Genomic DNA, 13,100 nt, shown 5'->3' on the forward strand with positions numbered 1-13,100 from the left:
ACAGTCGGGCCGGTCAGCCGCGCGCGGCGGAGGTTTCGACCATCTCGCCGCCCATCGCTTCGTGCAGGACAAAGCCTTCGAGCGGATCGACCTCGCCGCGCCACGGCGCTGCTTCGAGCGTGCGCATTGTATCGGCATAGCCGGCGTCCCACCGCGCGCGGATGCCCGACGGGCTGAAATCGATGTCCTTGCTGTGATCCTCGCAATCGAGCGACGGGGCGAGCAGGCGGATGACGTGCATCCGGGTCGGGCAGCCATAAGCGGCGAGGCTCGCGACCTCGGGCGACTGGCGCTTGTCGGGCGGGACCAGCGCTGACAGCTCAGTGATGACATGGCGCAGGCGGTGGAGTTGGCGCTGCCGTTTGATGTGACTGCCGGCGCGGCTCGAATATTGGACATCCTTCTGGCGGTTCAGCACCTCCTGGATCGTCGCCGGCTCGGCGCCATGCGGGTTCCAGATATGGACCGCATAGACCATCGAATCGCGCCGGGGATTGTCGTCGAACACGACTTCGACCGGCGTGTTCGAGAGGATGCCGCCGTCCCAATAAAGCTCGCCGTGGATCCGCACCGCGGGGAAAGCGGGCGGCAGCGCGCCGGAGGCCATGATGTGGCGCAGGTCGAGCGGCGTATCGCGCGAATCGAAATAATGCATTTCGCTCGACGTGACGCGCGAGGCGCCGACCGTCAGCCGGACCGGCCCGTCATTGACCTGGGCGAAATCGATCAGGTCGGCGAGCGTCTGGCGCAGCGGATCGACTGAATAATAGCCGGCGCCCTCTGCGCCGAGCGTCGCGTTGGGGTTGAGGAACGCGCTCAGGTTCGGCGCGAAGAATGCCGGAAGGCCGCCCCACGTCGTCGCGAAGTTGCGGAAGGATGCCGCGATCTGGGTCGGCAACGCCCAGTCGAAGGCATGGCCATGCTCCATCCGCCGCCAGAATTCGCGCAGCCGGTCCATCCGCTCGCCCGGCTTGCTGCCGGCGATGATGCCGGCGTTGATCGCGCCGATCGAGGTGCCGATCACCCAGTCGGGCTCGACGCCTGCTTCGTGCAGCGCCTGATAGACGCCCACCTGATAGGCGCCGAGCGCGCCGCCGCCCTGAAGCACCAGCACTTGCTGGCCGTGGCTGCGCAGTTCGTCGTGAAGAGTGGATCGGGTCATGCAGTGTCTCCTGGGATGGCGGGCGCGGCGTCGCCCGTGATGAGGCGGGCGCCGCGTTCGAAGGTGAGGTAGTTCCAGAGCCAGTGGCTCCCGACCGCGAGGCGGTTGCGGTAGCCGGCGAGGAAGAAGATGTGCGCGGTGCACCAGAGCAGCCAGGCGAGCGTGCCGGAGAGCTGGAGGCGGCCGAAATCGATCACCGCGCGGTGGCGGCCGATCGTCGCGAGATTGCCGAAATCGCGGTAGCGGAACGGCATTGAGCGGCCGCGTGCGATCATCTTCGCGACATGGCTGCCCTGCTGCTTGGCGACCGGCGCGACGCCGGGGAGCGTGCGGCCCGTGCCATCGATAAAGGCAGCGGTGTCGCCGATCACGCTGATCTCGGGATAACCCGGCACCGACAGATCGGGATCAACCATGACGCGTCCGGCGCGATCAGCGAGCGCGTCGAGCCACGCCGCGGCGGGCGATGCCTCGACGCCGGCGGCCCAGATGACCGTATGCGTCGGCACGAGGGTGGTGCCGATGCGGAGATGATCGTCGGCGATCGCCGACACCGGCGTGCCGGTCAGCACCGTGACGCCGAGTTCCTCGATCGCGCGCTGTGCTTTCTCGGCGAGCGCTTCCGGGAAGGCGGCGAGCAATCGCGGCCCCGCCTCGACCAGCAGGACGCGCGAGCAATGCGGGGTGATGCTGCGAAAGTCGCGCGACACCGATCGCCGGGCGAGCTCGGCGATTGCGCCCGCCATCTCGACGCCGGTCGGACCGCCGCCGATCACCGCGAAGGTGAGCAGCGCCTGGCGCCGCGCCGGATCGCGCTCGCTTTCGGCGCGCTCGAGCGCGAGCAGCACCTTGCGGCGCACCGCGGTCGCGTCGTCGATCGTCTTGATGCCGGGGGCATGCGCCGCCCAGTCATTGCGGCCGAAATAGCTGTGGCGCGCGCCGGTCGCGAGGATCAGCCGGTCGTAACGGATCGGCATCCCTTCCGCGAGAATGACGCGCCGCTCGTCGCGATCCACGCCGGTGACGGTATCGAGCACGACGCGGGCATTGGCCTGTTTGCGCAGGATCGCGCGGATCGGCGCGGCGATGTCGGCGGGCGACAAGCCGGCGGTCGCAACCTGGTACAGGAGCGGCTGGAAGAGATGGTGATTGCGCCGGTCGATCAGCGTGACGTCCGCCGCCGCGCGCGCGAGTCCACGCGCCGCCGCGAGGCCGCCAAAGCCGGCACCGACGATCACCACATGCGGGCGGTTGGTCACGGCCGACCGTGCCTGGCGAGCTCGGCGAGCACGCCGCGCGGGGCGTGCTCGGCGTGCCGCACCGGCGCAGGGCAGCCGCACCCGATCGCGAAGAAGGCGGCAAGCTCGGGGCGCAGGCAGCTTTGCTCGCGGCGGGCGAGATGGGGCCGGGCACTCATTGCGCGACCCATCCGCCATCGACCGGCAATGCCGCGCCGGTGATCGACTGACCAGCGTCCGTGCACAGGAACACGGCGAGCGCGCCCAGTTCCTCGACGGTGGCGAAACGCTTGCTCGGCTGGGCGGCGAGCAGGACGGTCTCGATCACCTCTTCGCGGCTGATCCCGCGCGCCTGCGCCGTATCGCCGATCTGGTTCTCGACCAGTGGCGTCCAGACATAGCCCGGGCAGATCGCGTTGCAGGTGACGCCAAAGCGGGCGCCCTCGAGCGCGACTGTCTTGGTCAGGCCGACGATGCCGTGCTTGGCCGCGACATAGGCGCTCTTGAACGGCGACGCGACCAGGCCGTGCGCCGAGGCGACATTGACGATGCGGCCCCAGCCTGCAGCCTTCATCGGCCCAAAGGCTGTGCGGATCGCATGGAAGGCGGCTGAAAGGTTGAGCGCGAGGATCGCGTCCCATTTCTCCGGCGGGAAATCCTCGATCGGGCTGACGTGCTGGATGCCGGCATTGTTGACCAGGATGTCGAGCCGCCCGAACGCGGTGGCGGTATTCTCGACCATCGCGACGGCGCCCGCCGGGTCCATCAGATTGGCGCCGTCATAAGCGACGCGGACGCCAAAGGAGTCCTCCAGCGCGGCGCGGGTCGCCTCGATTGCGGCCGGATCGCCCAGGCCGTTGATGACGATGTCGGCGCCGGCCTCGGCAAGCGCGCGGGCGATACCGAGCCCGATGCCGCTGGTCGATCCGGTGACGATCGCCACGCGGCCTGCGAGCGGGCGCGGGAGTGAAGAAGCCGGCTTCAGCTCGGCGATGGGTTGAACGGTCACGGTAAGTCTCCTCAGGAATATGTCCCAAACATGCCCGCCGCGCCGCGCTGACTGAAATGCCGTTCGCGCATGGAAACGATGCGGACAATCGAATGTCCCTGTCCGCCGCCGACGCCTAGTTTTCGGGCTGTCACGGGTTGCGGACCGCTCCGGTCGCCTACACCCCAGCCGGCTGAGCTGCCTCCCGTGACAAAGGTTTTCACATCACGAAGGACATACTCATGAAGCTCAATATCCGCCTGGCCGCGGCACTCGCCGCATCGGCCGCAGCCCTTGTCTCGGCCCCCGCCTTTGCCGGCATGTGCCCGGCCGGCAAGACAGCCGCCAACCCGCTCACCGCCGCGCCGACCATGCCCATGGACGTAACCGACGACGTGATCGGGTCAGTCGATCTCGGCAAGGAGATCAATGTCGACGGGCGCGATCTGCGCATGCGCCGTCTGGTCGTCCAGCCGGGCGGGATCGTGCCGCTGCACAGCCATGTCGGCCGCCCCGCGCTGATCATCGTCGTCACCGGCGAAGTCACCGAGAACCGCAGCACCTGCTCGGTCGGCATCGTCCACAAGGCCGGCGAGATCGCCAGCGAGTCCGACGGCATTTCGCACTGGTGGAAGAATACCGGCACGGTGCCGGCCATATTGCTCTCGGCGGACGTCAAGGCCCGCGATTGACGCCGCCATGGAGGCGCCGGTTCCCCCCCGACCGACGCCTTCCGGCGCGGTGCCCGCACGAGGATGCCGGGCACCGCGCCACCCCTTTTTCAGTTCAGGATCATGATGTGACCGACCCGTACCGCCTTGGCCTCGAGGTGCTGGCGCAGACCGGCGCCGGCCAGGATGACCGCCGCAACCGGGTCGCCGAAGTCGCGCCCGACTTCGTCCGCCTCGCGCTTGGCTTCACTTATGGCGAAATCCTCTCCCGCCCGGGGCTCGACCTCAAGCTGCGCGAGCTCGCCGCGGTTTCGGCCTATGCCGCGATGGGACGATCGACCGCGCAACTGCGCGTCCATGTCGCCGCCGCACTGCACCTCGGCTGGAGCAAGGCCGAGATCGTCGAGATTCTCGTCCAGACCGCGAGCCATGCCGGCATCACCGCCGCAATCGACGCGCTGGCGGACTGTCACGACCTGCTGGTCGATCGCAATCCCGATTGTCAGTCCTGCCCGGAATGAGTCGGCCAGTTGTGGCGTCGCGCCTCGCGCACGAAGGCGCCGATGGCGGGTGAGTGCGGGCGGCCCCGCACCGTCGCCAGATAGATGGTCCGCGAATATTCCGGCTCGATCAGCGGGCGGATCACCAGATCGGGATCCGTGACGCAATATTCGGGGAAGAACCCGAAGCCGAGCCCGGCCTTGATCATGTTCTGCACCCAATCGTCGCGCGGTGAGCTGAACACCTTCCTGGTGCTGACGCCGCGGCACGCGAAATCCTCGGTCACCGTCTGGAACACCTCGCAATTGGTCCGCCCGACATAGGGCTCCCCATTCAGCTCGGCGACCCGGATGGCGGTCTTCGCCGCCCAGGGGTGACCGGGCGGCAGGGCGATCACGAAGCGCTCGGTGAAGACCGGCACCTGATGAAACGCCTCGGGCAGTTCCTCCGGAACGCCGACGATGCTGATATGCAGATCGCCCTTTTCGAGCCTGGCGATCATATCCTGCGCCTCGCCGTCGACCACATTGACCTCGACATCGGGATGTTCGCGCTGGAAGCGGACGATCAGGTCGGCGATCAATTGCGGACCGATCGTGCACATCGCGCCGAGCGTGAGGGTGACGTTCTCGATCTTCTTCGCTGATCTGGCTGCCTGTTTGGCGGCATGAGTCGAGGCCTCGACGGTTTCGAGATAGGGCAGCATCATCCGGCCAAGCTCGGAGAGGTGCGTGTTGTTGCGCTCGCGGTGGAACAGCGGGCCGCCAAGCTCATGTTCGAGCTGCTGGATGGCGCGGGTCAGTGCCGGCTGGCTGACATTGCATTGCTCCGCCGCGCGCGTGAAATTGAGCGTCTGCGCGAGCGCCACGAAATACCGGACCTGCTGCATCTCCATCGCTGTCGCCTCCCCTGGTTGGCGCCGCTCATTCGTTACCATTGCTCAACGATCTCTGCCAGCGGCGAGCAGAATCGGTTAGAAGTGATCCGGCCGGGCCCTATGCTGCGCCCGGCCGGCGGAAATGCCGCGCCAATACAATCGACGCGGCGATGGACATCGTCATGACAAAGACCGCGACCCAGGCATGGGGCTGCAGCAGCGGCAGGCCGACCATGATCAGGCCGTCATTGCTGCCCGGCACCAGCATGGCGCCGACGCCCATCAGCATGCCGCCGGTAATGCAGCGCAGTATCGCGCCAGGCGTCGGCCGCACGGGTCGCAGCGTGCCGGCGAGCCAGCCGCCGGCGACCGCACCCGTCAGCAGCGCGAGGACCATCGCCAGGCGGAGCGTCAGCCGCGCGTCCATCGCATGCGCCAGCGCGGCGAGCGCATCGGTATAAGCCCAGAGCCCGACCGTCAGCATCGTCGTGACGAAGGTGATCGCGATCAGCAGGGTCGCCCGGTGCGGATGCCAGAGATGGCCGAAAAAGCCCGGCGCGCGGGCGGCCTGGGCGAGGCGCCACACAGCGAGAATAGCGAAGCCCATCGCGACCAGCCCCGCGTTCATGAAGGGCGCGGCATGGTTCGACCCCGACAGCGCCGGTTGCGCATGCAGCGGGATCAGGCAACCGAGGAAGAAGCCGATCGGCGTCGCGATATAGGCCCATTGGCCCGAGCCGAGCCGGGCAATCGCCCCGAACACACAGGCGCGATTGATCCATGCGCCGACCCCGAGCAGCACGCCGCCCAGCACCGTGAAACCGGTGACCGGATAGCGCGACGGGAAGATGGCGAGCACCTTTGCGAGCTGAGCGATCGCGATCAGCCCGCCGACCCACAGGGCAGCCTCCGCCAGCGCAAGCGCTCGCGTGGCCCGCCTTGCGGTCACCACCTCATCGACCGCGGCGACCATGCAGGTCGCGCCGCGCTGGATGGCGAGACCCATCAGCGCGGCGGACAGAAGGGCGATCGTCGCGCCGAGCGCCGCCCAGCCGGAGATCCCCCAGCCGGAAGTCATTGTGTCGTTGCGGCGGTCGCAATCGAGGCGGCGACCTCGCTGGCCATCTTGAGCTGCGGCGCGCGATCAGTGATGCGATAGCGGCGGGCGATGAAGCCGAAATCGGTCCAGGCGACCGACACGCTGCCATCCATGCCCTCGATCACCAGCATGCGCACCGGCCAGTCGAGGCCGGCATAGGGATTGGACTGGAGGAACTGCACGCCGAGCGGCGGATTGCCGAACAGCACCAGGGTCGAACGGCGGATCTTCAGGCCCGCGCCATCGCCAAGGCTGGTCTGGTCGATCGCGTCGAAGAAGCGGATGCCCTTGGCGGCGACATCGGCCTTCAGCCGCGCGACCGTGTCGTCGAAGCCGTTGGCGCTATGCAACTGAACGACGCCGTCGGCCGCCGCGACGGGAAGCGCGATCGGCGCGGGATCGCCCGCCGGCCGTGCTGATGCGGGCGCGGCGGAAAGGAGCAAGGCCGCCATCAGTGGCGTGGCGAAGTGCAGAGGGTTCATGTCAGTCTCCTGGTGTCGGATGTCACGTTGGCCGCTCTGCTACCGGAGGCGTGGCGGAGACTGAAATCGGGTCTGGCTATGGGTTCGATGCGGGAAACGCATGCTGGAGTTTCTGTTGAGATTGCCCAATAGCCGCCATTGCGCCAGTCTGCGAAGCATGGGTTTTTCGCGTCGATTTTGGATCGGGCTGATTGCGGTCGCTTTGCTGGGCGGAGCTTGGGTTCACCACAACATTGTGGGGAGCTTTTGTGCGAGCGGGCATTGCGCAGACCCCGGTACGGCCGAATATTTGGCTGCCCTCGACCAAACCAACACCGATGCCGCATGGCTCGCGCTGATCGCGGTGCTGTTCGTGGTAGTTCTTGGGTTTGCGCTAGGCACAGCGTTGAAATTGGTCCGGCGGCTATTGGCGAGGTGACGCCAACCCTGCCGTTCGGCTAACCACCCAATTCCCGCCGCTCGGACCTGATCCTTCCCTCCTGAAAGCGGTCGGACTGAAAACGACCCAAACCGGTCGTCAAAGGGCGCAGACGCAGCGCCGATAAGCGGACTTAATCCAATCACTTCATAAGCCCGTTGGAAAAATAGCCGACCTCCACGCCTGTAAGGTCTTGCCGAACCCTCGATGCTGGGCGACGAAATGCATTGAGATGTCGCATGAGGTGGTGGGTATGCGGGGTATGAAGCGCGCCCTATTGCTCTGATTTCTGCAGGAGGCGCTCGATGTGCCAGCCTTTGGCAACGCCGTCCTTGTCAATTGTGGACAAGGGCGGACCAAAGGTCATCATTTTCGTCAGTCCGCAATAGGGATGCATGTGCAGCATATCGCCGCGCTGCTGCTCGATAGCGCATGTGCCGACTTTGCCATCACGCGCGACGGTGTAGCTGAAGACATAAAGCCCGCGCTGGACGAAGCCGGCGCGCTGTTCCAGCAGGCTGGCGCGCAAGCCGGGTGAGAAAACCGTGGCAGAAGTGAGCTCGATTTCGCTCGCATGGCCCTGCGCGTAGTCGCGATATTCCTGCGAGTAGGACTCGATCATTTGGCTTGGGCACTTTATCGTCGGCGAAGGGCCAGCGGTTCCGACTATAAGGAACTCCAACTGGCAGGTCGTCACCGCGCCCGACGGATCGAGCGACACGTGCGTGACCGTCACGGATTCGAGCTGCACGCCGGGCATGTTTCTGATCTTGGTTCCGTCCGACTCGTCCACCGTTTCGGAGTGAAGTATTTTCACTGGCGGATCTTCGTCCACCGGAAGCGCCCAGTGAATGCGGCTGGCATAAGTGCCCGCTACCGGTTTACCGGAGGCGTCGCTTGCGGGGGTGAAGAGCGCCCTGGCCATCAGCTTGTCGCACGTTGTTGTGTCCAGCACATCAAAGCCGCTGCTCTGGGTGATCTCGCAGCGCGCCGGCTTCCCCGTGGCATCAACCGTGAGCTTGAAAGCCACCGTACCCTGTATGCCCAAACCAAGGGCAGCGGCGGGAAAATCATCGTCCGTGGCCCAGGCGCCGGGCGACCCGATGGGCGTGGCCGCCACAGGCTTTTGCTCGGCCGCGGCGTGGCTACTCACCAGTCCCATCACCATGGCGATCAGCATTTTGCGATAAAATCTCATGATATGCCCCGCAAGGAATAGTTCGAAACCATCGGCCCCTGGTGCCGGGCTTGGCAGCGGATGTTCAAAAGCCGAGCAGGCAGGTGAGCGCCCTCCCGACACGATATGTACAATGTTCTGTACAGATAGGAAATGTCAGTGACCCCTCATGACATTCCCAACAGCTGCGAAAGACGACGATCGCTATCCCCACCTGCCTCGCCTCATGCCCCGGCTACGACAGCCCCCCGATGGGCATGACATAATTATCCAACAGGCGCGCATGGTTTTCCGGACATTCCCCTCGCACCAGTCCTTTCAGCGCCCGAAATCCGCGCCGAATTATGTCACACGTCCAACATATCCGCCGCGAACGCGGCCGCTCGATTCAACCCGCGCCTGAAATCGCCCATAGCGACACCCGCGAACCGTCCAAAGCGGTGCGCGCCGTTCTCTCACGACTGTCATCACGGTGCCACGTGCAATTGCTCCTCATTAGAGCAATAGAACATGCACCGCGTCACGGCCTGATCCCAGGAGAGCCTCCATGACCACCGATTCCACCGCTGTCCTTGGCGAAGACTATCAGCCGATCTCGCTGATCGGCCTCGAATTCGCGTTCCGCATCCGCATCTATTTCGGTGAGCGCCGCAGGTTCGAGCCGACTACGCCGATGGGCGGCCGCTTCTACGTCCCGCCGCTCTCGGGTGATATTTCGGGCCCGCGGCTTCAGGGCAGGGTGATCCCGCACAGCGGCGCCGACTTTGCGCGCGGGCGCAGCGACAACGCTTCCGAACTCAACGCGCATTACATGCTCGAGGCATCGGACGGCACGCCGATCTACATCAACAATCGCGGCTTCCTCTATGGCCGCGACGATGCCGGCCTTCCGGCCAAATTCGCCAGCAAGACCCAGGAAAACCTGGCCGAAGGCGCCGAGACCAGCTGGAAGATCGCGCCCGACACCTATTTCTTCTGCGTGCCCCTATTCGACACGCCGGTCGGCCCGCACGACTGGCTGACCCGCCACGTGTTCATCGGCCGCGGGCGCCGGGTGCCGAGCCCGGATCACACCTGCTTCGACTATTATGTGGTCGATAACGCTTGAGATGGGTTGGCGACCCGCTCAATCCATGGTGATAGCCTGGCTGGGTCAGGACCGGGAATTGCCTATGATGCGTCTCTCTCGCACGAGAATAGTCGCCATCGCGGTGGCGTTCCTTGTCGCGGGTATTGCGATCGGCTTTGCAATCCCGCGCCCTGCTCAGGTCGCTCCGCTCAGTCCCGCCGGGCACAATCGGCCCGGTCATGCCACCTCCCAACCAACGGCGCGAAACGTCTATTCCCCAGATATCCGGCACGACGAGTATGTTCTCCGCGAGCAACGCAGGCTTGTGGAGATGCTCGAGCAACAATGCCGGACGACCGGGAAGGACTGCGCGCTGGCCGGGGCTGCCCGACAAGCGCTGAACAGAAACTTGAAATAGGGATCACCGCCGAAAAGCGATAGCGAAGCTCGACCACACCATGAGCACGATCACCACGCTGATCGCCGCACCCCAGAACCAATAGGGAAACAGCAGGGCATCGGCGATGGCGCTCGTATCGGATCGATGCAGCTCGCCGCCAACGCTTCCTCCGGCGCTGAACAGATATCCGAATTGCTGCCACACGCTGATACAGGCCTGAACCCCAAGGAGCTGGATACCGAACTGCCGCTGATCTGCCGACCCGCGCCATGCGAGCCCGAGGATGGCGACTCCCAATGCCGGAAGAACCAGCCAGCCGGTAAACGTCCTCACCCAGATGACCGTCGAGACGATCAACGCCAGACCCACCACCGCCAGCGCCACACGCGTCGCCTTGTCAGTCCGCGAGGCGATGATCAGCAGCGATCCGGCGATCGCAGGTCCCAATGGCCCGCTTGCTGCGATCACGGCATGTGTCAGCCCGGAAGCATTGGCGGGCACCATCGACTGAGCGACTCCGGAACCATCGGGGAAGATCAGCAGACGTTCGAACGACGCGCCGGTGAGCATGGCGGCGACACCGTGCCCCATCTCATGAAACCAGGTCGCCAATATGGTGAAAGGATAGAGCAGGAGACTGCCGATCTCGGTTTGCCAAAGGATGACGGACCCGACCGCAATCCACATCAGCAGGACGATACGCTGTCGATGGGCCTGGTCGGCAAGCATGCTGGACATCGGCGCTCCCGGATGAGGACGTAAGGTCTGTGGGCCACCCTATCAGGCATGACGCCCGCCTGGCTAGCGAAGCGGGTTCACCGCACCGCAACCAGCAGGTCGCGTCCCGCCAAGGCGACATTCCCCGCCCGGTCCCCGGCATAGATGCGGATCGTGTAATCGCCTGGGGAGAGGGTGGCCGGGTTCCAGCCGCCCACGCTCGCGCGGCCGTCGCGCACCATATTGCTGACGACATAGAGAAACCGCGTTCGCTGGTCGCTATGCACCGCGTCGCCACTCTCCGGAGCATAGGCGATCTTCGCGGCATCGGCTGATGTCGGCATGCGATCGAATTCGAGCGTGATGCGCGGCTGTTCGAACCCGGGCACCGGCGTGCCGTCCGCTTTCAGGATCTGATAGCCGGCTTTGTACAAGCCAAGCCGCCGGCGCGGCGCATTATTGTCGACCTGGTCCCAGGCATCGGCGACGACGCTGACGACACCCGCAGTCCTGGGCAGCACCAGGCGCCCATTCTCCTCGGCCCTGAGGCGCTGGCCGGCGGGATCCAACAGATAGACATCGTCGATACGCGGCGCGACATGATCGCCAAAGCCCGGAAAGTTGAGCCACGCCGCGTTGATCTTGGCGCGCGGGGCCCCGAGTTCCAGATGGACATGCGCCATGCGGTTGATCGTGCCGAGCGCGTCACCCACCCGAAAACGCGTGCCGCGCTTCACCCGCACCCTGGTGACCCGGCCCTGCGCGTCGCGGATCAGCTGGAAGCGTGCCGGGTCGATGGGCTCGCCCGCTGCGGTGCGGCCGACGCGCATATGGATATAGGTCATCTGGTCGAGCCGGAGGCCTTCGCTCAGGCCCTCGACGCCCCAGTTGGGCAGCGGATCGCGCACCCTCTCGTCCGCCGAGGCGACCACGGTCTCGCCGGGCGGGGCGCTGATATCGAGCCCGGCATGGAGGTGGTCGCGGCTCTCCCCGGTATAATTGCCGCGCACTTCTCCCATGTCGCCGACCACCTCGTGCCAGCCGGTTTGCGGTCGAAGCGGCCATGGGAACACCGGCGCTCTCACCAGCGCCGGCAAAGGCGGCTCGGCGATGGCGACAGGAACCGGCGCGGCATCCGCTTTGCGCATCATGAGCCTGCGGATCGCAAAGGCCGAGGCATCCGCGACATACAGCGCACCGGACCGGTCGATCGCGATCCCGGCCGGACCCGTCATCGGCAGCGCGGCGTTGCCCTGGATCGTCGATCCCGGCCCGGCGAGCACGCGCAAAGCGCCCGAGGGAGACATTTCGACAATCCGCCCCCGGCCATAGGAAGCGAGATAGACGAACCCGTCCCAGGTCGGCACCAGCCCGACAATCCCCCGCAGCAGGCCGGCGCCATCCTGTGGATCGCTATGGGCGAGCGTCGAAACCCGGCCGTCCCGATCGATCCTGCGGACAGCGTCATTGCCTGAGTCCGCAACCACCAGCACGCCGTGCCGATCGATCGCGATCCCGGTCGGCGTATCGAACGCGGCGCCCGAACCCTGCCCATCGGCAAATCCCGGCGCATCCTGCCCCGCCAGCGTCCGCACCTGGCCGTCGGCAGCAATCACGCGGATGCGGTCATTATAGCTGTCGGCGACATAGACCTGGCCCTTGTCGTCCACCGCGACCCCGATCGGCCCGTTGAACCGCGCGCGTTTAGCCGGCCCGTCGCCAAAGCCCGCCACGCCATCTCCGGCGATCGTCGTCACTGTGCCGTCAGGGCTGATCTTGCGGATCGCGTTCGCGCCAGTCTCGGCGACGAAGAGATTGCCCGATCTATCGAGGGCGAGGCCGGAGGGTGTGTCGAACGCTCCCGGCAAGGTCGTAACGTTGCCATCGGGATCGATCCTGCGGATGCGGCCGGTGTCACCCGCATCGGCGACATAGAGCACGCCCCGGGCATCGACCGCGACCGCAAAAGGATCCCCGAAACGCGCCTTTGCCGATGCGCCATCGACATGACCGCGCACGCCATCGCCGGCCACGGTCGTGATGCTCACGGGCCAGCCGAACTTCGTCGGCGCGGGCGCAAACCAGCCCAGCGCGATCAGAAGCCAGACGGCGCCGGCAACACCCGCCACGACAAGCAGGCCGATGGCGATCGCGAGCTTGGGGCGTGAAAAGCTGAGCATGGCGACCGCGCCCTAGCAAACATCCGCGCCAGAGCGAACGACTGGAATTGGGTGCGTTGCAACGGGGGGGCTGAACTACGGGGCTGCAACCTATTTTGGGGTTATCGCACGTGGCACGGTG

Annotated in this window: 14 protein-coding genes; 4 read left to right on the top strand and 10 right to left on the bottom strand. The window is 65.9% G+C overall.

What is annotated here, in order from left to right; translation table 11 throughout:
- Positions 1-13: 13 nt before the first annotated feature.
- The 4 genes from AC1DVS_RS10890 to AC1DVS_RS10905 are packed head-to-tail and all read right to left on the bottom strand — an operon-like array spanning position 14 to position 3,409.
- Positions 14-1,162: a patatin-like phospholipase family protein gene (locus tag AC1DVS_RS10890; protein ID WP_478022837.1), complete on the bottom strand. Its 1,149-nt coding sequence runs from the start codon at positions 1,160-1,162 to the stop codon at positions 14-16.
- A complete protein-coding gene (locus AC1DVS_RS10895) occupies positions 1,159-2,421 on the bottom strand; it encodes an NAD(P)/FAD-dependent oxidoreductase (RefSeq protein WP_478022839.1) in 1,263 nt (420 codons plus the stop codon). The genes AC1DVS_RS10890 and AC1DVS_RS10895 overlap by 4 nt, the downstream gene beginning before the upstream one ends.
- A complete protein-coding gene (locus AC1DVS_RS10900; RefSeq protein WP_478022841.1) occupies positions 2,418-2,579 on the bottom strand; it encodes a hypothetical protein in 162 nt (53 codons plus the stop codon). The genes AC1DVS_RS10895 and AC1DVS_RS10900 overlap by 4 nt, the downstream gene beginning before the upstream one ends.
- A complete protein-coding gene (locus AC1DVS_RS10905; protein WP_478022842.1) occupies positions 2,576-3,409 on the bottom strand; it encodes a 3-hydroxybutyrate dehydrogenase in 834 nt (277 codons plus the stop codon). Before AC1DVS_RS10905 ends, AC1DVS_RS10900 begins: the two co-directional genes overlap by 4 nt.
- A 221-nt stretch (positions 3,410-3,630) precedes the next feature.
- Between AC1DVS_RS10905 and AC1DVS_RS10910 the strand changes: the two genes are divergently transcribed.
- The gene (locus AC1DVS_RS10910; RefSeq protein ID WP_478022844.1) at positions 3,631-4,080 is read left to right on the top strand and encodes a cupin domain-containing protein; all 450 of its coding nucleotides are present in this window, start codon (positions 3,631-3,633) and stop codon (positions 4,078-4,080) included.
- A gap of 107 nt (positions 4,081-4,187) precedes the next feature.
- Positions 4,188-4,580 (top strand): carboxymuconolactone decarboxylase family protein, encoded by a 393-nt coding sequence (locus tag AC1DVS_RS10915; RefSeq protein ID WP_478022845.1) that lies wholly within the window; start codon positions 4,188-4,190, stop codon positions 4,578-4,580.
- Here AC1DVS_RS10915 and AC1DVS_RS10920 read toward each other — a convergent pair.
- From AC1DVS_RS10920 to AC1DVS_RS10930, 3 genes are all read right to left on the bottom strand, one after another.
- Entirely contained in the window at positions 4,562-5,455 is an 894-nt protein-coding gene (locus AC1DVS_RS10920) for a LysR family transcriptional regulator (protein ID WP_478022847.1), read from the bottom strand. The two genes, AC1DVS_RS10915 and AC1DVS_RS10920, sit on opposite strands and share 19 nt — an antisense overlap.
- Positions 5,456-5,555: 100 nt before the next feature.
- A complete protein-coding gene (locus AC1DVS_RS10925) occupies positions 5,556-6,515 on the bottom strand; it encodes a YeeE/YedE thiosulfate transporter family protein (protein ID WP_478022849.1) in 960 nt (319 codons plus the stop codon).
- Complete coding sequence (locus AC1DVS_RS10930) at positions 6,512-7,018, bottom strand: DUF302 domain-containing protein (RefSeq protein WP_478022851.1); 507 nt, start codon at positions 7,016-7,018, stop codon at positions 6,512-6,514. Before AC1DVS_RS10930 ends, AC1DVS_RS10925 begins: the two co-directional genes overlap by 4 nt.
- A 157-nt stretch (positions 7,019-7,175) precedes the next feature.
- On the opposite strand from AC1DVS_RS10930, the gene AC1DVS_RS10935 reads away from it, so the two are divergent.
- Positions 7,176-7,436, top strand: coding sequence for a hypothetical protein (locus AC1DVS_RS10935; protein ID WP_478022853.1), 261 nt, complete (start codon positions 7,176-7,178; stop codon positions 7,434-7,436).
- Between the two features lie 274 nt (positions 7,437-7,710).
- Here AC1DVS_RS10935 and AC1DVS_RS10940 read toward each other — a convergent pair whose 3' ends face one another.
- Entirely contained in the window at positions 7,711-8,634 is a 924-nt protein-coding gene (locus tag AC1DVS_RS10940) for an energy transducer TonB (protein ID WP_478022855.1), read from the bottom strand.
- Between the two features lie 526 nt (positions 8,635-9,160).
- Here AC1DVS_RS10940 and AC1DVS_RS10945 point away from each other — a divergent pair.
- Positions 9,161-9,721: a DUF3237 domain-containing protein gene (locus tag AC1DVS_RS10945; RefSeq protein WP_478022857.1), complete on the top strand. Its 561-nt coding sequence runs from the start codon at positions 9,161-9,163 to the stop codon at positions 9,719-9,721.
- Between the two features lie 382 nt (positions 9,722-10,103).
- Here the strand turns inward: AC1DVS_RS10945 and AC1DVS_RS10950 are convergent, their stop codons facing one another.
- Both AC1DVS_RS10950 and AC1DVS_RS10955 read right to left on the bottom strand, forming a co-directional pair.
- Positions 10,104-10,820, bottom strand: a complete 717-nt coding sequence (locus tag AC1DVS_RS10950) for a M50 family metallopeptidase (RefSeq protein WP_478022859.1) — start codon at positions 10,818-10,820, stop codon at positions 10,104-10,106.
- 77 nt (positions 10,821-10,897) lie between these two features.
- Positions 10,898-12,979 carry a hypothetical protein gene (locus AC1DVS_RS10955; RefSeq protein WP_478022861.1) on the bottom strand — a complete coding sequence of 694 codons (2,082 nt, stop codon included), beginning with the start codon at positions 12,977-12,979 and terminating at the stop codon, positions 10,898-10,900.
- Positions 12,980-13,100: the final 121 nt, after the last annotated feature.

Source organism: Sphingomonas sp. P3_C5, assembly GCF_056402635.1.

Coding starts and splice junctions, on each gene's coding strand:
- AC1DVS_RS10890 (WP_478022837.1), bottom strand. CDS start 1,162: ATGACCCGATCCACTCTTCACGACGAACTGCGCAGCCACGGCCAGCAA.
- AC1DVS_RS10900 (WP_478022841.1), bottom strand. CDS start 2,579: ATGAGTGCCCGGCCCCATCTCGCCCGCCGCGAGCAAAGCTGCCTGCGC.
- AC1DVS_RS10910 (WP_478022844.1), top strand. CDS start 3,631: ATGAAGCTCAATATCCGCCTGGCCGCGGCACTCGCCGCATCGGCCGCA.
- AC1DVS_RS10920 (WP_478022847.1), bottom strand. CDS start 5,455: ATGGAGATGCAGCAGGTCCGGTATTTCGTGGCGCTCGCGCAGACGCTC.
- AC1DVS_RS10925 (WP_478022849.1), bottom strand. CDS start 6,515: ATGACTTCCGGCTGGGGGATCTCCGGCTGGGCGGCGCTCGGCGCGACG.
- AC1DVS_RS10930 (WP_478022851.1), bottom strand. CDS start 7,018: ATGAACCCTCTGCACTTCGCCACGCCACTGATGGCGGCCTTGCTCCTT.
- AC1DVS_RS10935 (WP_478022853.1), top strand. CDS start 7,176: ATGGGTTTTTCGCGTCGATTTTGGATCGGGCTGATTGCGGTCGCTTTG.
- AC1DVS_RS10940 (WP_478022855.1), bottom strand. CDS start 8,634: ATGAGATTTTATCGCAAAATGCTGATCGCCATGGTGATGGGACTGGTG.
- AC1DVS_RS10945 (WP_478022857.1), top strand. CDS start 9,161: ATGACCACCGATTCCACCGCTGTCCTTGGCGAAGACTATCAGCCGATC.
- AC1DVS_RS10950 (WP_478022859.1), bottom strand. CDS start 10,820: ATGTCCAGCATGCTTGCCGACCAGGCCCATCGACAGCGTATCGTCCTG.
- AC1DVS_RS10955 (WP_478022861.1), bottom strand. CDS start 12,979: ATGCTCAGCTTTTCACGCCCCAAGCTCGCGATCGCCATCGGCCTGCTT.